Below are 25,152 nucleotides of genomic sequence, written 5' to 3'. Positions count from 1 at the left end.
CGCGGCGGGCATATGACGCGAGCACCAAAAGGCTCGCCCGCGACATCAGATCTTATACAGGAACAAAACCAGAAAAGACAGGCGTTTGTTCAACACGAAACAGTGTGTCACGCTGAAGTGAACAATACCAGTCAGGTTTTTTGATGGCTAGCTTGAAGCTTGTTGGTGACCAGGTTCAGAGCTTGCGAAAGCCGCCGACGAGTTCCTCCATGCCCCCCGGTAACGGCGCCTCGAACCGCATCGTTAGATGGGTAGCCGGGTGGCGAAATGCAAGGAGCCAGGCATGCAAAGCTTGCCGGGAAAATGCCTTGACCTGGCCTTTCAGCGGTTCGGGCAGCCGGTTGGCCTTGGTGCGGAAAGCCTGGCCATAGTCGGGGTCGCCGATCACCGGATGGCCGATATGCGCCATGTGGACGCGGATCTGGTGGGTGCGGCCGGTCTCGAGCCGGCATTCGACCAGGCTCGCCGTGGCAAACTCCTGCTGATCGACGCCGAAGCGTTCCCGCACGGCAAAGTGGGTGACGGCATGGCGGGCGTCGTCGCGTCCTCCCGGCACCACGGCACGCCTTACGCGGTCGGCGGCACGGCCGAGCGGCGCGTCGACCGTGCCGGTCGGCCGCTGCGGTATGCCCCAGACCAAAGCCAGATAGGCGCGTTCGAGATCGCCGGTCAGGCCGTGATCGGCGAAGGCTTCCGACAGCGACTTGTGGGCGCGGTCGGTCTTGGCGACCACCATGACGCCGCTGGTCTCCTTGTCGAGGCGGTGAACGATGCCCGGACGGCGCACGCCGCCGATGCCGGAAAGACTGTCGCCACAATGGTGGATCAGCGCGTTGACCAGCGTGCCGGTCCAATTGCCGGCGCCGGGATGCACGACAAGGCCAGCCGGCTTGTTGATGACGATCAGTTCGTCATCCTCATAGAGCACATCGAGCGCGATGTTCTCGCCCTGTGGCTCCGCCGGTTCCGGCTCCGGCATGGCGACCGAGACGCTTTCGCCCGGCGTCATCTTGCGTTTGGTCTCGTCGACCGGCTTGCCGTCGATCGAGACCGCGCCCTGCCTGATCAGCATCTGCACGCGGCTGCGCGACATATCCGGGCCGAGGCTGGCCGCCAGCCACTGGTCGAGGCGCTGGCCGGCCGCATCCGCGCCCGCCACCAGCACGGTGGGGGCTGCCTCTCTGAATTGGTCCTCTATCAATTCAGGGGCCTCTTCGCTATGAGCGCTCATTGAAAAACCGTTCCGGACTATTTGCCATGGCCAGCCCAATTGCCGAGGAAGATCAGGAGAAACCGCTCGACCCCGAGGTCGAAAAGGTGCGCAGGAAACTCGTCCGCTTCGTCGGGATCAATCTCGGCCTGCTGTTCCTTGCCCTTATGGTGGTGATCGGCGCCCTTGTCTACAAAGCGCGCAACGCACCGCCGGCGAACCCGCCGCTGGCCGGTGACATCCAGGTGCCGGCCGGCGAGCCGGTCAGCGGCGACATCGTGCTGCCGGTCGGCGCCAAGGTGGTCAGCCAGTCGCTGTCCGACAATCGCGTCTCCATCGACGCCGAACTCACCGACGGCAGCCGCACGATCTTCATCTACGATATCGCCGAGCGCCGTCTGATCGGCCGTTTTGCAATCCGCAACAAATGAGCGGGGCGCAACAAATGAGTAAGCCTCAGGGATGACCGGGTTCGCCGAGCACCGTCGTGTCGCGACCGTGGCGCTGGTCGTCGCCAATTATGACGAGGCGATTGCCTGGTATGTTGATCGGCTGGGTTTCCTGCTCATCGAGGATGTCGATCTCGGCGCCGGCAAGCGCTGGGTCACAGTGGCGCCGGCCAACGGGCAGGGCGCGAGGCTGCTTCTGGCCGAGGCTTCCGACGAGGCACAAAGCAAAAGCATCGGCAACCAGACCGGCGGCCGGGTTTTTCTGTTTCTCGAAACCGACGATTTTGCCCGCGACCACGCGGCGATGCTGGAGAAGGGCGTCGAATTCCGCGAGCCGCCGCGCTTCGAGCCCTATGGCACGGTGGCCGTTTTTGCGGATCTCCACGGCAATCTCTGGGACCTGATCGAGCCGAAACGGTAGGCTTGCGGCCGGCTTTTCCTCGATACGACAAAGCCACCCGAACCCCAGTTGCTTTTTCCCAGCCGTCAGCCTATATCGCCGGTTCTTGAACGCGCCCATCGTCTAGCGGTCAGGACACCGCCCTCTCACGGCGGGAACAGGGGTTCGATTCCCCTTGGGCGTACCAAGCTTTTCAAGCATTTAACCGACAAGCCCTGAAATTCGTTGTCGAATTCGTTGCTTTTGCAATCGGTCTGGCGTGGGTGGATCGTGCAATCTGGAGCAGCCGACGTTCGAGGGCGTGCTCCCCGGCGGTCAAAAGCCGATTTGAACTAGGATCATCAATGCGTTAAGTGGATTTGTATGTCGGAATTTTTATAAATTGTTGATTTAGTTGACTTATATGCTTCAGCCCGATATTGTAATAGAACAACTGGCCGCATATGAAACTGTTGAAACGGATGTCTCGGATTTTGGCCAATCAACGTGAGCGGATCGCTCCGAACCGAGGTCATCCATGGGTATCCAGCACACCAGCAATTCACCTGCCGTTCTGACAGTAAGCGAAACGGCTGTGTTTTTCCGCATAAGCCGCGCCTCCGTTTGGCGCCTGCTTCGTGCGGGCGATCTCAAGAAAACCCGCATCGGTGGACGAACACTCGTGCGCCGTGCCGACGCAGAAGCATTCCTCGAAAGCTGCGCGGGTGCAGCTTGACAGTCGCGTCTCGCTCACGCCGTGAACGTCGTTGCGGTCGCAACCACAGTCGGCCTGAAATGTTGGATCGTCCGCCTGTATTCTGCGATCTGCGGCCTGCGACTGTTGCGGAGCTCCAGCCAGGCGAGGCCATGGTGCCGGGTATGCAATGGCTTGTCGCGCGCGGTGCCAACGAACAAGGCTTGCCCGGCGACATGTTTTTCGAGATCCCGCTAAAGCTGGAGCCTGAAAAGCGCGCCAACACAGGCCCCAACGTTCGGGCAGCGCTCCAGGTACTTCGCGAGTGTGCCGAGTTTCGACGCCTGATGGATCAGTATTACTGGTTCACGCCCAAGGCGGGTGAACCCGGCTATGCGGACCTGCACGCGGTAACGGGTTAGCGCCCGCAATTCTACCTGACGACGACCAATCGACCTTGGACCCACGAAACAGAAACGCCGGCCGCGTCTGGAAACGCGAGCCGGCGAGAAGGTCGAATAATGGATACTGGTAATATAATACCACAACGCGATGTTGACAAGTTCCAACAGTACTTAGCGTCGATAAAAGGTACGGACGCGCCAAAGGTCATCGAGCTTGTTCCTGACACGATCGCCCGACCAGAGACGCGCGACCTGTCGTTCACCGTCATGGAAAGCGCCGGAGCGCTTACGAAGACATTCAGCGTCGACGCCACCGGCAAGCCGGTCAGCACACGCAGTCCAGGCATGTCTAGGGGGCAAGCCCGGCGCGTTCAAGTGTCTGGCACCGCGTCAGACATCGCCACGGCGTATTCTGCCGTTCTATCTTCTTTGGGACCGAATGAAGCACTGGTGCTCGTGCCGCCGCCCGACGGCAAGGAAGCCGCCATCGTCGTAACAGAGGCTATGCTGTCGGACGCCCCCGACGCCATCAGCCGCGGCAAATCATTCTTCGCGCACCAAACCGGACCCGCGGTGCTCGGGCTGGATTTCGATGTGAAGGATTGGCCGGAAGACATCAAGCAGCGCGTGCGCGACACTCCAGGCGAAATCACCGGCGTGCTCGTGGAGGTCTTTCCCGCCTTCGCCGAAGCCTGCACGGTCATGCGCCCGTCTTCGTCGACTGGCGTTCGGAACGCCGCCACCCGCCAATCGACGGGGGCAAATTCCGGGCAGCACCGCTATGCTTTCGTGTTGGATGGAACGGATGTTGCCGCATTCGCCGACAGGCTTTTCGATCGTTTGGTGTTGGCCGGCTACGGCTTCCCGTTCATCTCCAAGAGCGGCGCGATTTCGGTGCGAACTCTGATCGACAAGGTCGCCACCAAGGGACCGGAACGGCTCTGGTACGAGGCCGACGCAATTCTCGACGACAACCGCCTTGCATACACACCAGGCGCCCGAGAACCGCGCATCATCAATCCGGCGGGCGGCTTTTGCGATACGACCAAACTGCCGCCGCTGTCCGAAGCTGAGAAGGTCGAGCTCGCCAGCCGCATTGAAGCGATCAAGCAGTCGTGCGCAGAGCGGGCCGAAGTAATTTCATCAGCCTATCGCCAAGCTGAGATTGAGCGACACACCACCAGCGGATTGACGCATGCAGTCGCCGAACGCATCGTGGCTGCCGCCGTTGAGCGATCGGAGTTGATGGGTGGCTTTCGCGTCGGTCTTGATGATGGGCGATGGGTCACAGTCGACCAGATCCTGGCCGACCCTGCGCAGTTTCACCGCAAGACGTGCGCCGATCCGATCGAGCCCGAGTACGGCGGCGGTCGAAACAAGGCGATCATCTACACGGACGGTTCATATCCCCACATCGCCAGCCAAGCACACGGCGGCGCCGACTATCGGCTGGTAAAAGACCTGGCCGCCATCTACTTCGAACGGCCGCGCGGTCTTTCCGTCGTCGGCGGCCTAGTCGACCCCAAGACCCTCCCGGTCCGCAGATACCTGATCGAACCGCGCCTGCCGATCGGCGATGTCACGCAATGCGTGGGCGAACCGGGGATAAGCAAATCGACCTTCGCTGTTCGAGATGCTGTGATCGTCGCCACAGGAAAAGGCGATGTGCTCCGCGGCGCGAACGGCGAAAGTCACGAGCTCCTGCACCGGGCCGGCCCTGTTCTGATCTACAACGCCGAGGACCGGCTAGACGAAATGGAGCGCCGTCTTGCCGCGTGCCAGCAGTATCTCGGGCTCAAACCCGACGACATGAAGCACAACGTCATCTTGTGGTCTGGTGTCGACGGCGAGACCCTGTCGATCTTGCACCGCCCGGATGTGCGTAAACCGCTGTGCCGCGCGCCGGGTGCTGATCTGCTGGAGGCGAGGATTGCCGAACACCGGCCCCTGTTGGTCATCCTGGATCCGCAAGTCAGCCTTATGTCGGGCGGCCTCGAAAACAGCAACGACGATGTCAACGCTCTTCTCCAGGAGGTAGCCAACATCGCGGCCAAACATGGCTGCTGCATTCAAATCCTGCATCACACCAGCAAGGGCAGCCGCGACCACCGCGGCGACATGGGCGCCGGCCGCGGCGCGTTTGCTGCCGTGGGCAAGGTTCGAAGCGCCTTCACCCTGACGAACGTCACTGGCGCCGACGACGAGAAGGCGTGGGGCGTATCGCCGGGCGATCAATGGATACGGCTCGACTACGCCAAGGTGTCCCACCATCGCAAGCCGACTGAACCTACCGTGTTTCGCCGGTTGAGTGTTCCCGTCAACAATGGAGGCGGCTTTCCTCGCGGCGTCGCGGCCGCACTGTTTGCTGATGATCCGGCCGAACGCCTGAAGGCTGAAGGTGATTATGCGCCGGTGCTGGAACTCGTCGACGTGGCGGCCCGCTCGAAGGCCACTGCCGGGAAAGAAATGGCGTCCGAAAAAGCATGCCACATCGCCAGGATCGTTGATGCTTTGATGCAGTTCGACGAGTGTGAGCTTCCGAGCATCTTGGAACCTGTCGCCGAGAAACTTCGCCAGGACGGACTGACGACCGCGAAACACCGGCCGGCAATCACGGGCATGGTGACGCTGGCTTTGTTTGGCGAAGGCGTTTCGATCGATCGTGGCGGACAAATTGTCCAGATACGAGCGCTCCAAAAGAAGGCACATGCGACGGCGCCCTGGTGGTTAAAGCGCGAAATCCAATTGCCGTCATCAGGAGGCGAAAATGCTTGACGGGCTTGTCGGTGGGCTTGTCGGCGACAAGCGAAAAGTTACACAAAAACAATGGCATAACATGTATGTCGGCGGAGCTTGTCGGTCTTGTCGGTTGGCAACAAGCGACAAGCTCCGAAAAAACTCAATGATTTCAATGCTTGTCGGCTTGTCGGTGCTTGTCTCCCTACGGGAGGGTTTTCGGGCCGACAAGCCCGACCCAACCCGCAGGCGTCCGGCGGCATTTTCGATACCTCAATGGCGCATTACTGGAGATCGGCCGTGAAGGGCGCCGGCACGCCGAAGCGGCCAGGCGGCGGCTGGCGGGGCAGCGCGGCGCAGATCGCCGTCGGCCGCGCTTCGATCATTCGATGGAACCGCACCCGGCATTTACAGCCGCGGTGTGGCGCCGCCCGAAAACGCGATGGAGAGCCCTGTCAAAATCTCGCGATGGCAAACGGGCGATGCCGCTGCCACGGCGGGAAGACCGGAAAGGGTAAGGATTGGCACCGTCCGGTCTGGCCTCAACGGGACACGCCAGGCGCAATGACTAAACTCAACAAGAAGCTGAGCACGCTAGAGCGCGCCGCGGCGAAGCGAGTGAAGCGGGTCGCCGCCATGACGCCAGAGCAGCGCGAACGCCACGAGGCGTGGCAACGGGCACACAAACCCGGATCCGCCGCGGCGCGCCAGCGGGCCAAGGCCGAGCGGAAGCAAAGAGCGGCGGTGCGGAAGATGCTGTCAGAACAGCCACGATCACGACCGGCGCCGAGCGACGAGGTGACAGAATTGGAAAGGCTGATCGCCGATCGAAAGGCCGAACTCGCTCGCGCTATGGCGAAGACCAACGATCCTGGAGCATTTGGATGAGCACTGAAGACAACGAAACGCCGGAGCAGTTGTTCGAACGCGTCGACCGCAGGTTGCGAACCGAAGGGCTGGAATCGGCCGTCAACGGGCTGATCCGCGTTTGCAAAGACGAGAAGTCGCCCGCCCCGGCAGTTGCAACCGCAGGCGTGGCGCTGCTTCGCGCAAATGGTGTGCTGGTCGATCGATCATCGGCCGGTAAGAAATCGAAGGATCCGAGCGAGATGTCGGGCGATGAATTGCAAGCCGAAATCGATCGGCTGAAGCGTGCCGCGCGCGAAGCGGAGGAACCTTCCTTCGATGCTGGCAGCAGCGCCTTCGACTAGGCCGAGATTTTAGCGCCCGTCCGTGTAGCGATCGATGGCCGCTTCGGTCTCATCGGCGCCAATGCGCGTTTCCAACGGCGCCAGCGCGTCAGCCAGTCGCCCGCGTTCGTATTCCCGGCGAACGTCCATTCGCTCGTACCGCGCGATCTCCCGACGCATCGCCCAACCCGGCGCGAAAAACACCCATAGGAAATAGACGGCGCAGAGTGCCAATGGAATGACAACAGCGGGATTTGTCGCGGCCTGATACATCTCAATCGCGCCTCGCTGAATGTCGGCACCTATACGATTTCAATCCAGACCTCGCCGGTATGTCTCCATTGATTTTGCCATTAACGAGAACGGCAACTGGATGTTCAAGATATGGAGCGCTGATGGTTTCCCTTTGTTTGCACGGTGATTAATTTCGACGCTCCAAACATGTAAGAAGTCTATCCCCGGTGTGTCTGTGTGTTCGCTTCTCAATTTTCTGACCCACATATGCCAGCGCGGCAACTCATCTGTGAATACAATGACCTGCATCAAAGCCATAGGTACCTCGGCCTCTGGAATCTCATAGGAATGCAGCGACATCCAGTGCACGGCGCCTGGCTGATGCATCTCCAAATGTGAAAACTTGGCCGTATTCATCTCTGGGACTCCCTATTTGTCTTTGCCTTGCCTGCTTTGCTTATCGAGTTGAAAATTCTGACGTGCTAGCCAAATGCGCTTCGCAAGAACTCCTGGCTCCTCCAGCTCGGGCTTGGCGCCTTTCTCCTTTTTCTTGGAGACAGCGGGTCGAGCCTGACGTTTGACACTTTCCAGGTACTTTTCGATATCGGCCTCTTCGATCAACACAGGCCGGCCGGGGAGGTAAGCCAACAGCCCTGCGATCCGAAGGCGCTTCACCTTCGATGGCGAGCACCGAAGCCGTTCGGCGACTTCATCCTGGGTCAAGAGTTTTCCAGGGGCCATCAACTCGCTCCCTTGTCCACGTTAGGGTGCCTACATACCATGCAATTAAATAAGTGTGGAGTCATAGTGCAATTACAAAAGGGTGGTTGTTGATTGTATGTTGATCATTGTTGATCGCCGGAATAATGATCAACAGCAATTAAACAATATTGACGCTAGGATGTGCTGTGTTAATCTTCTCACAGGTTCGAAAGACCTTAGTGCATAGCTTTCAAAATTCTTCCTGTCCGGGGTCTGCGCGCGAATGTCCAAGGCGAAAGCCCAAAGGCACGCAGAGGCCACGCTGTGCGGCTTTTTCGGCCCCGGACGCAAACCCGCCGTTCGAAAAACGGCTTAAGGAGCACAGCATGTGTGAAGTTATTAATTTCGCCTCCAGGTGCGTAGCCACGACCGAGCCGATGATCGAAACGAAGTCCGATTGGTCGTTTGAATGCGCTCCTCTGGCAGGGTTCTCAGAGATGGTCACGATCACGATCGTTGCTGAAGTCGGCGCGGTTGAGGAGATCGAAAAACATCATGAGCAGATGTGGGTGGAGCACATGCGGCTTGCTCTCGCGTCGGCAAAAGCAGAGCGGGCGGCGAGGGTCGGGTAACGGCATTCCCCGCCAACGACAGGAACGGCAAAAGCCCGCTGCGCATGGCAGCGGGCCTTTCTTTTGTCGATTAACGCACCTCCCGCGTGCCGTCCTAAGCGGGCGAGCTCTATGGGGCAGGCAGGGAGCCAAACGGCACCAAAATCTTGCCTTGCTACCAAGGCGCTACCAAGCGGCATGCCCAAGCCTTTGAATTAGCTGAGGCGGAAACAGTATCAATAATGCAGTTGTCACGGTTTTCGCTGCCCTGGCGGGCGTCAAATGCGACCCCTGCGATTGACGCTGACTGTACCGGTGCGAACGACGCGACGCGATCGGCCAGGCGCGCCAGGCTGCCGACCGGGTGGCAGCCGCCTGCCGGCCAGGCCGGGTGCCACCCCGCGGCATAGTCCCAATCACGCGGCCGAAATCTCGGCGAATGGTCGAAGAAATTTGCAATTTTGCCGAACTTTTGGACGTTCTGTCTGACGCGAGTTGGGCTTCATGCAGGCAGCCAAAAGGCTGGTCATCTTCGCGCAAATCCGGTAAATTGTGTGTCGCCGGAACACTCGCGGACCTCGGGCAGCCGCGCCGCCGCGGGCTCGCCCGTATCTCAACCGAACACATCCTGATCGCGTATCGCTAGAGCACTGCTCGCGCGCATCGATGGTTCGAATGGACGGAGGTTCCGATGCCAGGCAAGCCTTGGGAAAAATACCAATCATCTGACATCCCGCCCGGCTTTCACGTCGTGCAGCCGGCCCCAACCGCCATCGATCCGTGGGCGGGCTTCCCCGACGACAAGCCGGCGGCCAACGTGTTCGACCAGTTCGACCCGCCAGCCACCAAAGGCGATCGACTGCCACGGTTGCCGGCCGCACCTGCGGCGACTGGACCGTGGACGAAATACGCGTTGCCAGCGGCTCCAGTCCAGCAGATCAAGGCCCCCGACGGCTCCATAGTTGAGTTCCCTGCCGGCACGTCCGATGACGTGATGGCGAAAGCTATGTCAGAGACGTATGGCGGCCCGCCTTCGCAGCCCGCCGGCAAGCCGTCAGCCATCAAGGACGTAGCGCTCTCCTTCGTTTCGGGCGTTCCGCGCGGGCTGGCTGAAACAGCAATGTCGCCGATCACCCTCAACCGTATGGGCGAAGGTATCGGTAGCTGGCTGTTCGACAAGGCCGAAGGTCCGGTGCGTTCCGCGCTCGGGCTCGACCCGGCGGTTCCCGGCCCCGAGCACGATCACTTCAAGGACTTCCTGATCAATCCCTTGACCGGAATTGTGAACTCCACGTTCAGCGCGATTGCCGGCCAACCCGTCGATGTTCGCCAAGGTCCATACGCCGCCCAAGACCGTACCCGCGAGATTATGGACGCCGTGCTGCACAAGCCGCAAACCACCGCTGGCAAATACGCTGGCACGATCGGCGAATTCGTGGCGCCCGGCGGGTTGCCCAGCAAGGCCGCCCGCCTCGCAGGGACCGGCCGTGAGGTGGCTCGGCATATTGCGGAGGATCTCACGGGCAACGTCCTCGCACCGGCGGTCATTTCTGAAGGGGCAGGCCAAGCCACAGAGGGCACGCCATACGAAGGCGTCTCGCGCTTTCTTGGCGCGCTATTCGGCAATGCCGGCACCGCCGCTGGACGCGCCTACAACGCCCCCGAGAGCGTGGTCCGTCGTGCCACGAGCGAAATGACCGATGCTGACTGGCGGCGCGCGCTCGGCCTGCAAGACAACACCACCGGCATTAGGCTCACCGGGCCGGAGGCAATCGCCCAGGCCACCAACGGCGCCAGTGCGCTGCCGAACCTGCTGCGTGTTGTCGAGGGCAGCGTGGATGGGCGGGCGAGGACAGCGCCGTTCTTCGCCGAGCGTCCCGCGCAAGTCGACAGCGCAGTCGGCAACGTCCTCGATCAGATCGCGCCGCAGCACCCACAGCCGTCCACGCTTGGTCCGTCAGCGGCCGAAGCCGCCGGCAACGTTATCGATCAGACACGCCAAGGCATCAACGCGCAAACCCGCCCGTTCTACGACGCCACCGGCCCGGTCAGCCCTACAGGCCCGGCGCGGCCACAAGTTGTGCCGCAGGCGCAGTTCGCGCCGATCGCCGCCGACCCGCGCTTCGCCGCGGGCCTCGCGCGGCTGCGCGGCAACGCCGAGCTCGCGCCGGATTACGCCGGACTGCCGGACAACTCCATCGGCGTGATCGACGCCGTGACGAAGGACCTAATCGCGCGCGGCGAAGCGCTCGCCAATGTGGCAAACCCGCTCTACGGCCCCGAACTGGCAGGCAGGAGCAGGGCCGCAGCGGCGGACGCACGCAACGCCGCGACCACGGCCTCGCCCGAGTACGCTCAGGCGCTCGCCACGCAAGAGGCACTTCGCCGAACCGAATTGAACCCGCTGGAGCAAGGCCCGGTTGGGCGCGTGGCGGCGGCACGAGACACAGCGAGCGCCGGCAACGCCCTTCTGCCTCACGATCCGCTCACAGGGTCCGCTGGTGAAGCCGCAGACGCCGCCCGCCGACTTGTTGCTGAAGATCCGGCAACCACGCGCGGGCTCGTGCGCCAGAACCTCGCCGACCGCTACAGCAAGGCTGCCACCGAGACGCAGGAAGGCGTGAGGGATTTCGCGGGCGCCAAGTTCCACAAGGATGTCGCCGGAAACCACACGCGCCAGGAAATCCTCGACGCGGTGCTGCGGGAGACCAGTCCGCAGGCCGCCGTCTCGATGCCCGATCTCCTCGACGTGCTGCACGCCACTGGCAGGCGGAAGCAGATCGGCAGCGCCACGGAGTTCAACCGATCGATGAATGCCGACCTGGCCGGCTCAGCATCGCCAGTCGGCATCGCGACGGGCTTGGTCAAGTCGTTGGGAACGTCCTGGACGAAAGCTGGCGACGTAGTGAAGCGCGCCGCGCTGCGCAACAACCTGAAAACCTTGGCCGACATGTTCATCGAGCCGCATTCGGTCGATCTGATCCGAAACGCCACAAATCGGAGCGGAAAGATCAGCTTTGGTGAAGCCGGCCTGCGTTCGGCGGCAGAGGCCGGCGGAACGCTCTACGATCCGGCTGGTAACCGGCACGCTGGCGCCACGACGGCCGAAATCGTCGGCTTGCTGGATCCGGGCAACATCGATCTGGCTCATCGGCCCGTGGTGAAGAACGATGACGGTTCGATCAGCACGGTTCGGTCAATGTCATTCGAGCAGGACGGCAAAGAAATCCTGATCCCGACCATCTCGCCGAGCGGGGTGAAGCTAACGGCAGAAGGGGCGATTGCGCTCTACCGGAAGACCGGGAAGCATCTTGGTGTCTTCGATAGCGCTGCCGACGCCACGGCCTATGCGCAGACGCTGCACAAGCAGCAGGACCAGATGTATGCAGGTCAGCGCTGAACTATTTGGGGCCGGGTCGCCCAATCCCCGCGCCTTCTTAACGTGTTTTCAGCTGGCTGGCGCAGCGATTAGCCGCCTCAGTGGCCATTGAAATTAACTCCGAATTGTCCCGAAAATTCGGAGCTGGCGTTCGCAAAAGCACATAGTTCTTCGCGCCCCACCACGTCATATTAATCGACATGTCACCGGCATAGCACTCGCAATATGGTTTTTGCTGTTCGATCGCAAGCTGGGCAACGTCCGTGTTTCTAGATAAGCATCCCTGACTGATGTCTTCGCGAAGGTGTCTAATTTCAGATTGCACGTCCACGCCGACAAGGGTCCCAAGGACCGCCGCGTAGACGATATAACCCGTGACAAGGCTCGTAAGCGTTCTTGCCTTTCGAAGCGCGAAGAAGGCGATGAGGCTTATCGCCCCTGCGTACCCGATGGCATAGGCCAGATTCTCATTCGCAACTGCGACAACGAGAACGCCAGTAGCAAGGATCACAAAGAAGGCTGGCCAATGGTTTATTGATCGACCTAACGGTTTGACACCAGCAGCAGTATCGCTCATTTGAACCCCCATTTTTATTTATTGTTGTAGCAATAAAGAGCGAAACAGCACACAGGAATTTTATCGAGCGGGGGGTGAGACGATGGGTCCAGCCCAGGTTGCGCAGTTGTCCACGGTGTCTCTGGTTTTCCTGGCAGAAATCGACTAAGTTAACAAACGCCGGAACCGCGCAGAACTCGGGCAACTGCACCAAGCCGCTTCGGAAACCTCCGAAGCCAACGTCAACGGACTTCCAACTAGGCATATCAAGCGTTTTGTGTGGAGCATGGCTCCAGCACCGCGATGCTATTTGGAAGCGACGTGTTGGTGCATCAAAGTGGCAAATCCCGAAAAACCCGTCCGCCAGTACGATTATTCCGGTTTCACCGCCGTCCCAGGGTCTTTTCTGGAAACGGATCTCGACATCATCGTTCACAGCATCGACGACACGATCGACGCATTGGCCGACGTGCGGCGATCGGACGGTGCGTTGCCCAACGGCAAGGTCACACCCGACAGCCTCTCTCAGGCAACGCGGGATTTGCTGGCCGCAGTCGGCCCGAGTGGCCCCGAAGGGGCGACAGGACCGACGGGCATCACCGGAGCCACCGGCCCGACAGGCATCGGCGCCACAGGGCCGACAGGCGTGACCGGGGCGACAGGTCCAACGGGCATCGGCGCTACCGGCCCGACAGGCGTCACCGGCGCGACTGGACCGGTCGGGGTGACAGGGCCGACGGGCCTCACCGGAGCAACCGGGCCTACGGGCGCCACAGGCGTCACCGGGGCGACCGGCCCGACAGGCGTCACCGGCGCCACGGGGCCAGGCTCGGCCGCGTCGTCCGTGACGTTCTCGCCGACGGGTGGTATCGCGGCCACCAACGTTCAATCCGCGATCGCGGAGCTCGACACCGAAAAGCAGCCGATCGATGCTGATCTGACCTCGTGGGCCGCCGTCACGCGCGGCGCGGGCTTCGACACGCTGGCGGTGCGGACCTACCTGGAACAGAACTGGGCGACGGCGCCGGAGTTTTCGTTCGCCACCGGCGGCACGGCGGGCTTCGTGTATTTGAACCGAACCGGCGTATACACCAAGATCGGGCGAGTGATCGTGGCGGCGTTCGACATCACTGTGTCGACGTTGGGCAGCGGTTCCGGCGCCGTATCCATCCTGAATTTGCCCGGCACCGTCACCGGAATGCTCGGCTCCGGCAGCATCAGCATTTACAGCAACCTGAGCTCCATCACCGGCGCCCTCAGTGTCCTGGGCGTCACCAGCTCCACGAACATGCAGATCAAAATGGGCGGGTCCACGGGCACCAGCGACCTGGACAAGACCAACATGACGGCGACGAGCCGTATCGTCGGCACGATCGTCTTCCAGGTGTGATGCCCGAAACCAGCAAATCAACGAGGCCGACGTGAGCAATCCACAGAAACCCGTCCGCGAATACGACTACGTTGCGTTCCAGCAGGAGCAACAGGGAATTTCCAGTTTTCCCGGCACGCAAATTTCGAACGATTTCGATAACCTGATCAACAGCGTCGACGAGTCGATCGATGCACTGGCACAGGTGCGGCGCAACGACGGCGCGCTGGTCAATGGCGTCGTCACGCCCGACGCGCTGTCAGACGCAACGCGCGCACTGATCACCGGCGAGGGCGCCACCGGCCCCACAGGGCCGATTGGGCCGACTGGCGTAGGCGCGTCGGGGCCATCCGGCGCTACTGGACCAGCCGGCGCCACAGGACCGAGCGGAGCGACTGGCGTAGGCGCTACCGGCGCTACGGGACCAATCGGCGCCACAGGGCCGGCTGGCGGCCCCACAGGGCCAACCGGACCCGCAGGAGCGACAGGCGCCACGGGACCGGCCGGCGGCCCTACGGGCGCGACTGGCATCACCGGTGCCACGGGGCCGATCGGCGCCACAGGGCCGACTGGTCCGGCGGGGACCGGTGCTACCGGCCCGACTGGCGTCATCGGCGCTACCGGGGCCACAGGACCGTCCGGCACGCTCGCCAACGGTTCCGTGACGGACATCAAGGTCGCCACTCCTGGCACCGCGGCGAGCGGCATCGACATCGCTAAATTGCGATACCAGCATTCTGCGGCGAACGCCGTCACGCGGTTCGCCATCGCCCGGCTCCGCGACAGCATGCACCTGTCCGATTTCGGCCTGCTCGGCGTCTCCAACACCCAGGACACGACCATTCTCACGAACGCCATCGCCGCGCTGGCTGCCGGTGGCGAACTGATCCTGCCGCCGGGCAAGTTCTTTGCGGAAAGTCAGATAACTCTGACTGGCACTGTCAGGAAAGGCATCACGATCCGGGGCGCAGGCAAGGACGCGACCGAACTCGTGTGGGCGAACAACACCAATGGTCTCGTGATCTCTTTGGTGAATGAGCAAGTCATCAATATGTCCGACATCGCCTTCAAATCCGCTGTCGCGATGACAGGGCTGAATGCGGCTCTGAGCATCAGCGGCGCCGGCACGTCGGGAAGCAGCATGTCGTCGAATTTGTCGCGCCTCGCCTTCACCGGCTCGGGCGCGTTTCCGTACACGACAGGCTTTGCCGTCGGCATGAACCTGAATAGCCTGTCGTTCGTCAGCCTGGACGACATCGATGTTTTCGGTGGCACCTATAAACCGGCTATTGGCATACACATGTACGGGGGTGTTGGTCACATTCCTATCGTCGCCGACATCTCGAAATGCCGGTTCGTCAACCCCGATATTGGTATTCTGTACGACAACTACCAACAGGGTGTGACTATTAACCAATGCAATTTCGTCGGTGGCGAAGTCGGTATCACGGTTCCACCTAACGCCGTTAGTACTGGTCTCGCACAACTGGTCGTCTCGAACAGCCAGTTCAACACGACCCTAAACCAGATTAATATCCAGACCAGTATCGTCGGCGTTTGGATCAGTAATAGCTATTTTGTTGTTCCGCCTGATCAGATTGGCGTTAACGTCAACCTCGCTCGCTACTGTCACGTTCATCACAACACATTTTTTAACCCTACTGGCGTCAAAGGTGGCAAGGGCGTTAACGTGACTGCGAACACGTCTGGCTACCCGAGCAATATTATCGGCAACCTGTACGGGTCTCTCGACTTCGGCAACGTGTTTCAGGCGGGTGCGAACAATTGGAACGTCCAGTCTAATTCGTACACGAACGTGACCACGCCGAACTACAATGTAGGCGCCGGCAACACGATCGGTGGCGGTTCCGCTTAATCGAGCCGGCTTGACCGGACGTGTTCCATGCAGAGGTTGGGCAACCGCTGTGGAATCTCGCCCTACGAGACCAACGCGGTATATGGCAACGTTCAGTTGCTCTCTCAATCAATCCACAATATGGAGTGGACCACAACCTTGGAGGACACGCGTTTGTCAAACGAAACTGACTTGATCGAACTGACTGCCGATATTGTTTCAGCATATGTGAGCAACAACCCGTTGCCCGTTACTGCTCTGCCCGAGCTGATCGCCAGCGTGAACTTGGCATTAGCTCAAGTGGGCCAGCCAGCAATCGAACATTCGGCAGCGCTCACGCCGGCGGTGAGTCCGAAGAAATCGGTGACGCCAGACTTCATCATCTGCCTCGATGACGGCAAGAAGTTCAAATCGCTGAGGCGGCATCTGGCTATTTTGGGGATGACCCCCGATGAATACAGAGCCAAGTGGGGCTTGGGGCGCGATTATCCGATGGTCGCGCCAAACTATGCGACACAACGCTCGGAATTAGCGAAGGCATCTGGCCTCGGCCGCAAAGCTACTCCTGACGCACCCGCCAAGAAGGCGCCAGCGAAGCGGAAGACGAATGCGTAACAATCCGCCATGACGCACTTCCCTGGCGACAAAGGCATGATCCTACGGATCGCCTTCATCGCCCTGTCGCTCTATCTGGTCGGCATCGCAGTCTATCACCTGCTGAAGCTGGTCGGTTATGCGCCCTTTGCCTTGCCGTAGGCGTTGGGGCTGCTGTCGGGAGTGTAGATCAGCCCAACATCGTTCCCATTGCATTTCTTGCAGCGAAGCTTTGGGCGAATGTCCCATTCCATGGCCGGCGCATCCGGGCCGAAGCGGTCGCGCAGCTTCGGCAGGTCGAGCCGTTGGCTATGATGGCACGGCGCCGTCTGGCAGTGAGCCGCCACGGTCATCTTGCCGTCGATCAGAGATTGGAACGTCCAGCCCTTTGCCATCCGTCGCTAACTCCGCAACGTAGGGGAGGTTATCCAGAAATCAACAAGAGCACTACGTCGCGCGACGATCGAGCAAGACGGCAAGGCCGCGAGTTGCAGCCATTTCGATCACCAGCTCTTCGAGATCATGGTCGCTAAAGCCTTGTCTGGCAGACTTTGCGGATGTCTTTTACCGCATCCGCCAGCGAGACGGACGCCATCCTGGCATGATCATCGAGCATTCGCCCAATGCCCAATACGACGTCCGCATCGATATCGGATGGTAGTTTGCGCATCCCCGTCTCCCCAAAATACTATCGCGTAACTGGGGATTTCTGACAAGCGGCAGCTAGTCCACGTTGCCGGCATCGTGGTGAACGATGGCGTCCAGGATCGCCTCATAGACACTGCCGGTGTCTTCCTCGATCTCGGTGCTGCTGATGCCGACCGTTTTGGCGTCGGCGAAAAGCTTTTGCGTCAGCTCGGCTACTGAGATGACATCCGCACCGATGGTTTCGGGAACGTTGGCCGAAATCCATTTGTAAAGGAAATCTGTGCCGCGCTTGCTCATCCGAACCAACCGAACGTAAGGCTGACCAACGCCACCGCGACCAGGATCGAGATTGGCACTGCGGCGAGCAGGGCCGCTTCTAAAACTCGTGTTTCTTTATCCCTGAACATTAGGCGCGCCTCATGCAAGCTTCGTCTCAGCTAACAAGTTGCAAGCACCTGATTCGGTTCCGCTTGATGGCCCGCGCCCATTTGCAGCGGACGCGGGCCGACCAAGGTCATGCCGAACGTTGGCCAGCAGCCGAAGCGGCCGCCGGCGACTTAATTAGGTGGCGCTGAAATGGTTCCAACAAATGCAAGGCTATAGGGCGCTTCCCGCCACAGCTGTCCTACAGCACCGATGCGTCCCGCGCGCTCTAGGGAACGGATCCCAGCCTCGCGGGTTTCTATGCTGAATACGTTGAAAGGCGGCATCGTCATGCAACAGATCAACGAAACCGAAAAGCTGGTTGGGCGTTTCGATGAGAGGGAGCGGCAAAGCCTCATCCGCATTAAAGAAACTCAGGAACTCATCGAGCAGAACCGCCGCCTGACAAAGAATGCCCGCGAAATCATTGCGAGCGCGTCCGAGCTGGCCGCCGCGGTTGGCAGGTAAGGCAATCGACCGACAAGCCCGTCCCGGCCTTCAGCCCCATCAAAGGGCGTATTTGCGTTATCGCTAATATGACGCCAAAATCGTGCTCGCCGGGAGGAGGAACTCTCCGGCATGGCCCGGCGGCCGTCCCCCCAAAACCCCCGGCTGCCGGGCCGCCCAAACCTTTCGGCTTTCGGGTCAATTTTTTAATCTTCGCTCACCCGGCGCTTTGTCTCTGATCGCGCTCAGGCGGCCGTTCTTCTCGACTGCACAAGAGAATGAAACGGAGTTTAGGCGTATCGCTTCCCTTGCGGGGCGGCCTATCAATCGAGAAATTGCAGCGGAGGCTTGGGCGTAGATTTGCAGCTCCACGTTCTTGCGCGTGTCGGACGCTCCGCAATTGGGACAACCCATATGTTCATTTGCTTGACGGATCAGAGGAACTCTGCAGCGCGAGCAACCGATTTGAGACATGTCCAGGCTCATGCGAGGGGACACGCAATTTCGGTGCCACCCCGACCGCCTTGGCGTCAATGCCGAACGACTATGCCGGCCTGATGGAGCCGATCAAACTGCTATGAGCGACGAACCGCTCAAACTGGCCGAAGGCATGACGCCGGCCGCGCGTGGCCCTGGCGGAGTTCTTGGTCATGTTTGCGAGCATTCGGGTTACGGAAAGGTCGCGGGCTGGGGGTTCAGCAAGCCAAGACAGCCGTCGCATTGGTTCTGCTTTGAGCACAGAGCCGATGGGGATGCCTACCTACCGCGTTAGGCGGGAAAGCCCGCGCCTCTGGCGGAGGACGCGGGCCGATCGGATACCGATCTTCAGCCGACATCGGGGGCGACGTCGGCTGCCAACTCACAGTAATTAAGAATTATCTAATGTTCTACTGAAAGCTAAATTCCAGATAGACAGCCGCTCCCGGATCACCGCTGCCGCAGCATCCCACAGGCCTTCGCCGCAGCCAGAAATGCCTCTCTGACGTCATCGGGTGTCTTCGTTCCTTCTATCGCCCCCACGCATGTTTCGACCGCAACGCGCCATTTGGCGTTTGCGTCTCCCATGTAAGCAATTCCTCGGCAGCGGCGTCGACGTTGTTCACCTCGCGCGTCACGCCAACGCGCTTCGTTCGAACGGGAACCGGCGGTGAGAACCAGAGCATGGTCGATATATGTCGCGATGCTAATGAATTGCCATGGACGGGACGATTCGGGGAGCCGGCTTGCGTGAAATATTTTAGTATAAGTGAATATTCATTACGTGATCGCGTAATTTCCGGTCTCGAAAAGGCGGGGCACTATAATCGTTGAAGGCGCCTGTCCAACGTCTGGGCTCAGGCTCCCACTCCGCGCCAAGGCAGCCCCTGCCAGGCCGTTCTCTTGGCTGGTGACACTTTGTCGGATTGAGAAAAGAATTGATGATTTCGAGGCAGCTTACAGCCAACGCAAAATATGTCGCGGAATTTCTATCCGTGATGGGCAACGAGAAACGGCTGTTGATCATGAGCTATCTGATCGGCGGTGAAATGTCGGTCGGCGTCATCGCTGAAAAAGTTCTGCTCAGCCAATCCGCCCTGTCGCAGCACCTGGCCAAACTGAGGGCACTCGATCTTGTCGAGACCCGTCGCGATCGGCAGACGATCTACTATTCCTGCAAATCCGATGCCGTGCGCGAACTGCTCGGCAAGCTGGACGAGCTCGTTGCTGAGGACAAATTCCCCGTGTCCCTGCAGCAGCCTCAGGGAATAAGAGCACCCCGCAGATTGAAAGCTGCATGAGTCCTGCCGTAGTCCCTCTTCTGCAGGCTTGATCCGTTCCGCACATGGCTAAGACCCTGATCGGGAAGGTGCGGGCAGAGTAGCGAGATTCGACTTCCTCCCGATAGCGAGGCATGATGGGGCTGCGGTGTTCGGGGGGACGCCTATGGCTTGGTCAAGATCTCCACCTAAGAAGGTTCGCCGACCGGCGAGACGTTCGGTCTTTCGAGATCCGCAATTTCGATTGGCAGCGGTCGTCCTGGTTGGCGCGGTCGGCTACGTCACCGCCAGCAATTCTGATATTGAACGCATCCCCGTTCTCGGATCAATGAACAATCCCGGCCCGATCTCAGGTGTCGCATCCGTCATTGACGGTGACACGATCGAGATCCACGGCCAGCGCATCCGCTTCAACGGGATCGATGCGCCCGAATCCAGCCAGCAATGCGACGACCCCAAAGGCTTCCAATATTGGTGCGGTGCCAAGTCTGCTGCGGCGCTTGATGCCTTCCTGACGATATCCAAGCCGGTTACATGCACGTTCGTCTCATGGGATCGATACGGCCGCTACGTCGGCGACTGCAGCCGTGCTGATGGCGCCAGCGTGGCCGGCTGGATGGTCGAGCACGGCCAGGCCCTGGATTGGCCCAAATACAGCCACGGTGCCTATCCGGGACAACAGGCGGCGGCACAGGCTGCAAAGCGTGGGATCTGGGTCGGAACGTTTCAAGCGCCTTGGGAATGGCGCGCAGAGCACCGCACCGGCGAGCAAGCGCCGGCAAGCCAGCCTCTCGGGATCATCAGCCGCAGGCAGGTGGCGCAAAGCTACTCCTGCCAGCCGCGGCGAACCTGCTCGCAGATCAGTTCATGCGACGAGGCGCGCTGGTATCTCGACAACTGCCCGTGGGGCGGGAAGCTCGACCGGGACAGCGACGGAATTCCGTGTGAATCGCTTTGCTAGAGGTAAATCGAACTCTATCAAAACACGGTCCGTTGGCGACGGTCGGCCCAAGACGTAATTGGAGCAAGAAATGGCGCACAAATATGGTGGACCGTGGTCAGAGATCAAACTAGACGCGGTAGAATATTACCTTCAGTGCTATGCAAAGGCGCTGACTTGGGCAAAGATGGACCTATGGTATATCGACGCATTTGCGGGATCCGGCGACCGCGAAGCTGAGCGTGAGGTCGGAGGCATCTTCGAAGGCCGCGAGATCGAAACCGTTATTGAAACCTTAGCCGGGTCGGCTCGGCGTGCTCTCAAAATAGATCCTCCTTTCAAGCACTTCATTTTTATCGAGAAGGATCCAGAGCGTGCAGCCGCGCTTGAGGCTGTTAGACTTGACTGGCCAAATGCGGAAATTCAAGTTCTTCGCGGCGATGCCAATGCCGAACTGTTGGAGATCATTGGGAAAGCGCCGTGGACCAGCAAGGCGCGGAGCCGTTCACGTGGCGTGGTATTCTTGGACCCATTTTCCATGCAGGTCGATTGGTCGACGCTAAAGGCGCTCAGTCAAACTGAATGCCTCGACATTTGGTTTTTGTTTAACGTAGCGGCCGTCACTCGGCAGCTTGCTCATGACTACGCTGGAATCGGCAATAAAGAGGCCATGCTTGACCGGGTTCTCAGCCCTCGATGGCGTGACCTTTACGCCATGCAGCCGGAAAATCCTTCAGGGCAGATCGACATCTTTGCTGCCTTTATCGATGCGCCTCCGACGCAGCGAACCGCCCGCCGAACCGTGAGCAAAGAACAAATTGATCAATGGTTTGAAGGACTCCTGCGGGAAACTTTTGCTTTCGTATCCGAGTCGCTTCCGATCATGACCCCGCACGGTGGCCACACGTTTTCGTTGTTCTTGGCAGTGGCCAATCCTGACCCGAAGGCGACTGAGCTTGCGGAGAAATTTGTTCGCTACGTCAACCGGAAGTATGCGCCGAAGCCGCGGGCATCTCGTCGTAAGTCCGGCCGTTGAGCGTGCGGCCAGTCGCCTTCTTGTTGCGGCCGCCCCACTGCTTGAAGAAGAAGGCTGTGCCGCTGCCCCGGCACATAGCCTCGATTTCGTCGACCCAGCGCGGGTCCATATAGCGCGAGCCCGGTCCCGACTCACCGCCCACTATCGCCCAATCAATGTTGGTCAGATCGGCACCTGCCACAGACCCAATCAGAGGCTCAAGTGAAACGAACCTGATCGCCGCCGGCACTTTGCGCAATTCGTCCACTCGATCGAGAACGCGATTGTCTTCAACGCTTGTGCCGAGCCAGACGTTAGGCAACACGGGAAAATCGCCGCGCGCCAGAACGTCGGCCATACGCTCCGGCCTCTTTGTCAGGATTTGATAGGTGTGCCGCGGAGTTTCTTCCATAACGGTCCACACCCGCCGAATGAAATCCGCAGGCACGTCGATATGAAACAAGTCCGACATGGAATTGACAAAGACCCGACGCGGTCTGCTCCAGGTCGCCGGCGTGGCGAGTGACTTTGGATCGAGCGTCACCTTCCCTGTCCATTTGGCGCGGCCGCCGCTCTTACGTGTCAGGCCCTGATACTTCCCTTGGCCCATCGCTTCGAGGCGAGCCGCCATGCGCATCGCGTAACAATTCGTGCATCCGGCAGTCAGGATCGTGCAGCCCGCCACCGGGTTCCACGTCGCGTCCGTCCATTCGATTGAAGTTTCAGCCATCGGGCGATCCTCCTACCTGAGAGTGACTATTCTGTGAAGAAGGCATCGGGCCGGGCCGGCCGAAGGCATCCTCTTTCACCGCCTCGCCGCGTATCCTAAAGTCTGGTGATGACGCTGGCCAAGGCGGGAACAAAGCGGCTTGCCAGCACCGCGAGCCCCCAGCCCAAGGCGAGCCGAACAGCCACTGGAACTATTGCGATCAGCACTCCTGTCATGGCATCGATCGAGCCGCCGGAAGACAGTTCGTCCCGGATCTTCAAATCCTGATCATACAGACGGATGTCGCCAACGGCGCGCGTCGTCATCTCTTGCCAGTCGATGTGCACTGGTGAGCCGCCGGCGGAAGCCGCGGCCTCGATCCCAAGTCGCGTAGTTAGTTCGCCGAGCCAAAGCTGCTCCAGGGTCCGGCTCTTGGTCAGCGACATAGCGGTTTGCAAATGGTCGCTGATTGCCATCGCGAACGCTACACCGAGCGCGAGCAACACCGCCAGATATGCTGGAATCGGTAAAATGAGGATGTAGCCTGTCAACAGGACTGAGAACAGTTGAAGCATCAGGCCCGACACTGCTTCGGCCCTGATTTCGCTCGGTGTGCAGCGCATGAAAATCCCCTCCCAAAAGGTCAAATGTCCGGCGCCAGCCGCCTGATCGTGTCGGCGACGTACGACGGCGCCAAGTGCGCATAATGCTTCTCGGCCATCCGGGTGTCACTGTGCCCGAGCGCTTCGGCCACGACGATCAACGGCGCGCCGTTGCGGACCATCGTGCTGGCGTAGGTGTGCCGTATTTCGTGCAGCGTCACGTCTGAGAGCTTGGCTTGGGCGAGCAGAGCCTTCCATGGTCTGTTGTAGGTCGACGTCGCCCAGGCCGCGCCGCTCTCCTGTCGAAGCAATGGCTCGTTGCCGGGACGATCGCGGGCGAGCCGTTCGAATAGCTCGGCGCCGCCGGCTGGCACCGGCACGTGACGGGGCTTGCCGCTCTTGCTCTCCGCGATGAAGACCGACTTGTTGACGACGTCGTAGTCGAGAACCCGAAGCCGCGCGAGCTCGCCAAAGCGGGCGCCGGTCACCAACGCCGCCGACACAAGATCGCGAATGGCGCCGTTGCTGGCGGCAATCAATGCCTTCTGCTCGTCAGGCGACAGGAAACGGACGCGTGCGGCCGTCGTGCCGCGGTAGGGCTTCACAAGGCGCCAAGCGGTGTCATCGACGACGAGCCGATTGTTGAACGCCCAGTTGAGCGCCGCTTTCAATGTCGTCAGTGTTCGGTTCGCGGTGTCGCGCCGCCGGCGGATCACTTCCGGGTCCGACAAGTCGACGGCGACGGTATTGGCCTTCTCAGCGAACTTGCCGGTGCGCAGTCGCTTATGTGCTGTCACCATCCCATCGCGCCACGCGCGGATTTTCTCGATGGTCAGATCGGCAACGCGGAGAGATCCGACCTTGGGCCGAATGTGAAAAGCCGCGCGCGTCCTGGCGTCGTCGAGCGACTTCATGCCCTCCGCTTCCCGTGCCTCAAAATAGCGATCGAGCGCAGCATTCACGGTCAGCGCTGGGGCGGCCTCGTTGCCGACCTTCAGAGATTTGACCCAGGCCCTCGCAACGTCCTTTGCCTGCTCATGGGTGAGCACCTTGGCGCCGTCGGCCGGCAATTGATCATCTGCTTGGCCCAACCGGCTCTGTAGGCGCTGGCCGTCAACCGACCGCGAAGCCGCCAGCCATGTGCCGCCGCGGCCGTGGCTCCCACGCCCGCGCCGATAACCTAGGCGTACACCGGGGCTAATGACCTCCCATTCGGGCGCGTCCGAAGACGGCAATGCCGCACGGCTGGTCTTGGTAGATAGGCTGCTTCGACGTTGCGCCATCGCTCATCCCTGAGTTTTCGTTGTCAATTTCGTTGCTTTGTGATCAACGAAACTGCCTGAACCGAGATGATACTATATGCGATAAAGCGTAATGAAATCAAATGTCTAATAGCCTATCAGTTGGTATCATGCTGTGCCAGATGACGCCCTCTCACGGCGGGAACAGGGGTTCGATTCCCCTTGGGCGTACCACTCTCTCCGTCTCCACCAATCGTTCGATCTTGGCTGCATTCGTCGCTTCTGGCGCGGCGGGGCCGATTGCATTAGCATTGCGCCATGGATCCTGAGGCATGGCTCAAGCGGCGCGCAGAACGTCGGGTGCCGGGCAGATCCGGACCGGCAGTTAATGCCGCGGGGAGGAAGGCCAATGCAGAAACTGCAATCGCAAGGTGTGCATCACATCACGCTGGTCGGCGCCGGGCGCCAGACCTCGATCGATTTCTGGGAGGGCGTGCTCGGCATGCCGTTCATCTTCGAGCAGCCCAACCTCGACAAACCCAAGGAAAGCCACCTCTATTTCGATCCGGGCGACGGCCGGCTGATCACCATCTTCACCGACGAGAGCCGCACGCCGGAGAAACGACGCACGCCGACCGACCCGGGTTGCGTCCACCACATCGCTTTTTCGGTGTCGCGCGTCACCTTCCTGCAGGCGGTTGCCCGGCTCGACGAGCGCGGGATCAAACACAGCGGCGTCAAGGATCGCGGCTTCATGGATTCGATCTATTTCGAGGATCCGCTCGGCCTGCTGATCGAGCTCGCCTCCTACCGCTTCGAGCCGCCGGCGGGCTTCACCCATGCCGACGTGTTGATGGAAGCGCACAGGCTGCGTGTCGCGCGCGGCGACTACAACATTGCGGAAGTGCATCTTGCCGATGCGATCCAGGCGCTCGTCGAGCGTTCCCGCGCAACCTTGTCGGATGACCGGGCACCGAAGAACCCATACTGAACAAACCAGAGGGAGGA

The 25,152-nt window shown here is 60.4% G+C and carries 27 protein-coding genes and 1 tRNA gene; 18 read left to right on the top strand and 10 right to left on the bottom strand.

Translation table 11 applies throughout. The annotated features are described in order from the left end of the window. Positions 1 to 175: 175 nt before the first annotated feature. Positions 176 to 1,231, bottom strand: a complete 1,056-nt coding sequence (locus ACFFNA_RS25940) for an RluA family pseudouridine synthase (RefSeq protein WP_378922706.1) — start codon at positions 1,229 to 1,231, stop codon at positions 176 to 178. Between the two features lie 26 nt (positions 1,232 to 1,257). Between ACFFNA_RS25940 and ACFFNA_RS25935 the strand changes: the two genes are divergently transcribed. The 8 genes from ACFFNA_RS25935 to ACFFNA_RS25900 all read left to right on the top strand — a co-directional run bounded on the left by ACFFNA_RS25935 (position 1,258) and on the right by ACFFNA_RS25900 (position 7,083). Further along, positions 1,258 to 1,641 carry a fimbrial protein gene (locus ACFFNA_RS25935; RefSeq protein ID WP_111544424.1) on the top strand — a complete coding sequence of 128 codons (384 nt, stop codon included), beginning with the start codon at positions 1,258 to 1,260 and terminating at the stop codon, positions 1,639 to 1,641. Between the two features lie 31 nt (positions 1,642 to 1,672). Then, the gene (locus ACFFNA_RS25930; protein WP_111544423.1) at positions 1,673 to 2,080 is read left to right on the top strand and encodes a VOC family protein; all 408 of its coding nucleotides are present in this window, start codon (positions 1,673 to 1,675) and stop codon (positions 2,078 to 2,080) included. A 91-nt stretch (positions 2,081 to 2,171) separates the two neighbouring features. Next, positions 2,172 to 2,246, top strand: a tRNA-Glu gene (locus ACFFNA_RS25925). Positions 2,247 to 2,576: 330 nt separating this feature from the next. Further along, positions 2,577 to 2,774 (top strand): helix-turn-helix domain-containing protein, encoded by a 198-nt coding sequence (locus ACFFNA_RS25920; protein ID WP_378922704.1) that lies wholly within the window; start codon positions 2,577 to 2,579, stop codon positions 2,772 to 2,774. A 131-nt stretch (positions 2,775 to 2,905) separates the two neighbouring features. Continuing rightward, positions 2,906 to 3,154 (top strand): hypothetical protein, encoded by a 249-nt coding sequence (locus ACFFNA_RS25915; protein ID WP_378922702.1) that lies wholly within the window; start codon positions 2,906 to 2,908, stop codon positions 3,152 to 3,154. A gap of 99 nt (positions 3,155 to 3,253) precedes the next feature. Then, positions 3,254 to 5,911, top strand: a complete 2,658-nt coding sequence (locus ACFFNA_RS25910; RefSeq protein WP_378922700.1) for an AAA family ATPase — start codon at positions 3,254 to 3,256, stop codon at positions 5,909 to 5,911. Between the two features lie 87 nt (positions 5,912 to 5,998). After that, positions 5,999 to 6,760, top strand: coding sequence for a hypothetical protein (locus ACFFNA_RS25905; protein WP_378922698.1), 762 nt, complete (start codon positions 5,999 to 6,001; stop codon positions 6,758 to 6,760). Further along, positions 6,757 to 7,083, top strand: coding sequence for a hypothetical protein (locus ACFFNA_RS25900; RefSeq protein WP_378922696.1), 327 nt, complete (start codon positions 6,757 to 6,759; stop codon positions 7,081 to 7,083). Before ACFFNA_RS25905 ends, ACFFNA_RS25900 begins: the two co-directional genes overlap by 4 nt. Positions 7,084 to 7,092: 9 nt before the next feature. Here ACFFNA_RS25900 and ACFFNA_RS25895 read toward each other — a convergent pair whose 3' ends face one another. The 3 genes from ACFFNA_RS25895 to ACFFNA_RS25885 are packed head-to-tail and all read right to left on the bottom strand — an operon-like array spanning position 7,093 to position 8,019. Continuing rightward, complete coding sequence (locus tag ACFFNA_RS25895; RefSeq protein WP_378922694.1) at positions 7,093 to 7,335, bottom strand: hypothetical protein; 243 nt, start codon at positions 7,333 to 7,335, stop codon at positions 7,093 to 7,095. Between the two features lie 39 nt (positions 7,336 to 7,374). Beyond that, a complete protein-coding gene (locus ACFFNA_RS25890; protein WP_378922692.1) occupies positions 7,375 to 7,713 on the bottom strand; it encodes a hypothetical protein in 339 nt (112 codons plus the stop codon). A gap of 12 nt (positions 7,714 to 7,725) precedes the next feature. Beyond that, entirely contained in the window at positions 7,726 to 8,019 is a 294-nt protein-coding gene (locus ACFFNA_RS25885) for a helix-turn-helix domain-containing protein (protein ID WP_378922690.1), read from the bottom strand. Positions 8,020 to 8,384: 365 nt separating this feature from the next. Here ACFFNA_RS25885 and ACFFNA_RS25880 point away from each other — a divergent pair, with 365 nt between their 5' ends. Both ACFFNA_RS25880 and ACFFNA_RS25875 read left to right on the top strand, forming a co-directional pair. Then, complete coding sequence (locus ACFFNA_RS25880; protein WP_378922688.1) at positions 8,385 to 8,630, top strand: hypothetical protein; 246 nt, start codon at positions 8,385 to 8,387, stop codon at positions 8,628 to 8,630. A 1,099-nt stretch (positions 8,631 to 9,729) separates the two neighbouring features. Beyond that, complete coding sequence (locus ACFFNA_RS25875; RefSeq protein WP_378922686.1) at positions 9,730 to 12,009, top strand: hypothetical protein; 2,280 nt, start codon at positions 9,730 to 9,732, stop codon at positions 12,007 to 12,009. A gap of 37 nt (positions 12,010 to 12,046) precedes the next feature. Here ACFFNA_RS25875 and ACFFNA_RS25870 read toward each other — a convergent pair whose 3' ends face one another. Next, positions 12,047 to 12,565, bottom strand: a complete 519-nt coding sequence (locus tag ACFFNA_RS25870; RefSeq protein ID WP_378922684.1) for a hypothetical protein — start codon at positions 12,563 to 12,565, stop codon at positions 12,047 to 12,049. Between the two features lie 316 nt (positions 12,566 to 12,881). On the opposite strand from ACFFNA_RS25870, the gene ACFFNA_RS25865 reads away from it, so the two are divergent. From ACFFNA_RS25865 to ACFFNA_RS25855, 3 genes are all read left to right on the top strand, one after another. Further along, positions 12,882 to 13,934, top strand: coding sequence for a collagen-like domain-containing protein (locus ACFFNA_RS25865; RefSeq protein WP_378922682.1), 1,053 nt, complete (start codon positions 12,882 to 12,884; stop codon positions 13,932 to 13,934). Positions 13,935 to 13,965: 31 nt separating this feature from the next. Next, positions 13,966 to 15,789, top strand: coding sequence for a hypothetical protein (locus tag ACFFNA_RS25860; RefSeq protein WP_378922680.1), 1,824 nt, complete (start codon positions 13,966 to 13,968; stop codon positions 15,787 to 15,789). 120 nt (positions 15,790 to 15,909) lie between these two features. After that, positions 15,910 to 16,383, top strand: coding sequence for a Ros/MucR family transcriptional regulator (locus ACFFNA_RS25855; protein WP_378922762.1), 474 nt, complete (start codon positions 15,910 to 15,912; stop codon positions 16,381 to 16,383). A gap of 116 nt (positions 16,384 to 16,499) precedes the next feature. Here the strand turns inward: ACFFNA_RS25855 and ACFFNA_RS25850 are convergent, their stop codons facing one another. Together ACFFNA_RS25850 and ACFFNA_RS25845 are read right to left on the bottom strand one after the other, a co-directional pair. Beyond that, positions 16,500 to 16,757, bottom strand: coding sequence for a hypothetical protein (locus tag ACFFNA_RS25850; protein ID WP_378922678.1), 258 nt, complete (start codon positions 16,755 to 16,757; stop codon positions 16,500 to 16,502). Between the two features lie 328 nt (positions 16,758 to 17,085). After that, complete coding sequence (locus ACFFNA_RS25845) at positions 17,086 to 17,307, bottom strand: DUF768 domain-containing protein (RefSeq protein ID WP_378922676.1); 222 nt, start codon at positions 17,305 to 17,307, stop codon at positions 17,086 to 17,088. A 387-nt stretch (positions 17,308 to 17,694) separates the two neighbouring features. Between ACFFNA_RS25845 and ACFFNA_RS25840 the strand changes: the two genes are divergently transcribed. From ACFFNA_RS25840 to tcmP, 4 genes are all read left to right on the top strand, one after another. Beyond that, positions 17,695 to 17,901: a hypothetical protein gene (locus ACFFNA_RS25840; RefSeq protein WP_378922674.1), complete on the top strand. Its 207-nt coding sequence runs from the start codon at positions 17,695 to 17,697 to the stop codon at positions 17,899 to 17,901. A 1,397-nt stretch (positions 17,902 to 19,298) separates the two neighbouring features. Continuing rightward, complete coding sequence (locus ACFFNA_RS25835) at positions 19,299 to 19,658, top strand: ArsR/SmtB family transcription factor (RefSeq protein ID WP_378922672.1); 360 nt, start codon at positions 19,299 to 19,301, stop codon at positions 19,656 to 19,658. A 223-nt stretch (positions 19,659 to 19,881) separates the two neighbouring features. Then, positions 19,882 to 20,598 (top strand): thermonuclease family protein, encoded by a 717-nt coding sequence (locus ACFFNA_RS25830; RefSeq protein WP_378922670.1) that lies wholly within the window; start codon positions 19,882 to 19,884, stop codon positions 20,596 to 20,598. A gap of 70 nt (positions 20,599 to 20,668) precedes the next feature. After that, positions 20,669 to 21,613 (top strand): three-Cys-motif partner protein TcmP, encoded by a 945-nt coding sequence (gene tcmP / locus ACFFNA_RS25825; RefSeq protein ID WP_378922668.1) that lies wholly within the window; start codon positions 20,669 to 20,671, stop codon positions 21,611 to 21,613. Here the strand turns inward: tcmP and ACFFNA_RS25820 are convergent. The 3 genes from ACFFNA_RS25820 to ACFFNA_RS25810 form a co-directional block, all read right to left on the bottom strand. After that, positions 21,558 to 22,322, bottom strand: coding sequence for a DUF5131 family protein (locus tag ACFFNA_RS25820; RefSeq protein WP_378922666.1), 765 nt, complete (start codon positions 22,320 to 22,322; stop codon positions 21,558 to 21,560). The two genes, tcmP and ACFFNA_RS25820, sit on opposite strands and share 56 nt — an antisense overlap. A 95-nt stretch (positions 22,323 to 22,417) precedes the next feature. After that, positions 22,418 to 22,924: a hypothetical protein gene (locus tag ACFFNA_RS25815; RefSeq protein WP_378922665.1), complete on the bottom strand. Its 507-nt coding sequence runs from the start codon at positions 22,922 to 22,924 to the stop codon at positions 22,418 to 22,420. Positions 22,925 to 22,944: 20 nt separating this feature from the next. Next, positions 22,945 to 23,973: a tyrosine-type recombinase/integrase gene (locus tag ACFFNA_RS25810; protein WP_378922663.1), complete on the bottom strand. Its 1,029-nt coding sequence runs from the start codon at positions 23,971 to 23,973 to the stop codon at positions 22,945 to 22,947. Between the two features lie 580 nt (positions 23,974 to 24,553). On the opposite strand from ACFFNA_RS25810, the gene ACFFNA_RS25805 reads away from it, so the two are divergent. Then, positions 24,554 to 25,135 carry a VOC family protein gene (locus ACFFNA_RS25805; RefSeq protein WP_378922661.1) on the top strand — a complete coding sequence of 194 codons (582 nt, stop codon included), beginning with the start codon at positions 24,554 to 24,556 and terminating at the stop codon, positions 25,133 to 25,135. Positions 25,136 to 25,152 lie beyond the last annotated feature (17 nt).

The organism is Mesorhizobium kowhaii, from assembly GCF_042431665.1.
Lineage (GTDB): Bacteria > Pseudomonadota > Alphaproteobacteria > Rhizobiales > Rhizobiaceae > Mesorhizobium > Mesorhizobium kowhaii.
This window is presented reverse-complemented; position numbering and strand designations above follow the sequence as displayed.

What these genes read in the sequence shown, in the direction of transcription:
- ACFFNA_RS25920 (WP_378922704.1), top strand. Translation starts at nt 2,577, where the DNA reads ATGGGTATCCAGCACACCAGCAATTCACCTGCCGTTCTGACAGTAAGC.
- ACFFNA_RS25895 (WP_378922694.1), bottom strand. Translation starts at nt 7,335, where the DNA reads ATGTATCAGGCCGCGACAAATCCCGCTGTTGTCATTCCATTGGCACTC.
- ACFFNA_RS25915 (WP_378922702.1), top strand. Translation starts at nt 2,906, where the DNA reads ATGGTGCCGGGTATGCAATGGCTTGTCGCGCGCGGTGCCAACGAACAA.
- ACFFNA_RS25805 (WP_378922661.1), top strand. Translation starts at nt 24,554, where the DNA reads ATGCAGAAACTGCAATCGCAAGGTGTGCATCACATCACGCTGGTCGGC.
- ACFFNA_RS25940 (WP_378922706.1), bottom strand. Translation starts at nt 1,231, where the DNA reads ATGAGCGCTCATAGCGAAGAGGCCCCTGAATTGATAGAGGACCAATTC.
- ACFFNA_RS25875 (WP_378922686.1), top strand. Translation starts at nt 9,730, where the DNA reads ATGTCGCCGATCACCCTCAACCGTATGGGCGAAGGTATCGGTAGCTGG.
- ACFFNA_RS25900 (WP_378922696.1), top strand. Translation starts at nt 6,757, where the DNA reads ATGAGCACTGAAGACAACGAAACGCCGGAGCAGTTGTTCGAACGCGTC.
- ACFFNA_RS25880 (WP_378922688.1), top strand. Translation starts at nt 8,385, where the DNA reads ATGTGTGAAGTTATTAATTTCGCCTCCAGGTGCGTAGCCACGACCGAG.
- tcmP (WP_378922668.1), top strand. Translation starts at nt 20,669, where the DNA reads ATGGCGCACAAATATGGTGGACCGTGGTCAGAGATCAAACTAGACGCG.
- ACFFNA_RS25890 (WP_378922692.1), bottom strand. Translation starts at nt 7,713, where the DNA reads ATGAATACGGCCAAGTTTTCACATTTGGAGATGCATCAGCCAGGCGCC.
- ACFFNA_RS25930 (WP_111544423.1), top strand. Translation starts at nt 1,673, where the DNA reads ATGACCGGGTTCGCCGAGCACCGTCGTGTCGCGACCGTGGCGCTGGTC.
- ACFFNA_RS25815 (WP_378922665.1), bottom strand. Translation starts at nt 22,924, where the DNA reads ATGCGCTGCACACCGAGCGAAATCAGGGCCGAAGCAGTGTCGGGCCTG.
- ACFFNA_RS25870 (WP_378922684.1), bottom strand. Translation starts at nt 12,565, where the DNA reads ATGAGCGATACTGCTGCTGGTGTCAAACCGTTAGGTCGATCAATAAAC.
- ACFFNA_RS25840 (WP_378922674.1), top strand. Translation starts at nt 17,695, where the DNA reads ATGCTGAATACGTTGAAAGGCGGCATCGTCATGCAACAGATCAACGAA.
- ACFFNA_RS25910 (WP_378922700.1), top strand. Translation starts at nt 3,254, where the DNA reads ATGGATACTGGTAATATAATACCACAACGCGATGTTGACAAGTTCCAA.
- ACFFNA_RS25835 (WP_378922672.1), top strand. Translation starts at nt 19,299, where the DNA reads ATGATTTCGAGGCAGCTTACAGCCAACGCAAAATATGTCGCGGAATTT.
- ACFFNA_RS25855 (WP_378922762.1), top strand. Translation starts at nt 15,910, where the DNA reads ATGGAGTGGACCACAACCTTGGAGGACACGCGTTTGTCAAACGAAACT.
- ACFFNA_RS25845 (WP_378922676.1), bottom strand. Translation starts at nt 17,307, where the DNA reads ATGAGCAAGCGCGGCACAGATTTCCTTTACAAATGGATTTCGGCCAAC.
- ACFFNA_RS25820 (WP_378922666.1), bottom strand. Translation starts at nt 22,322, where the DNA reads ATGGCTGAAACTTCAATCGAATGGACGGACGCGACGTGGAACCCGGTG.
- ACFFNA_RS25935 (WP_111544424.1), top strand. Translation starts at nt 1,258, where the DNA reads ATGGCCAGCCCAATTGCCGAGGAAGATCAGGAGAAACCGCTCGACCCC.
- ACFFNA_RS25850 (WP_378922678.1), bottom strand. Translation starts at nt 16,757, where the DNA reads ATGGCAAAGGGCTGGACGTTCCAATCTCTGATCGACGGCAAGATGACC.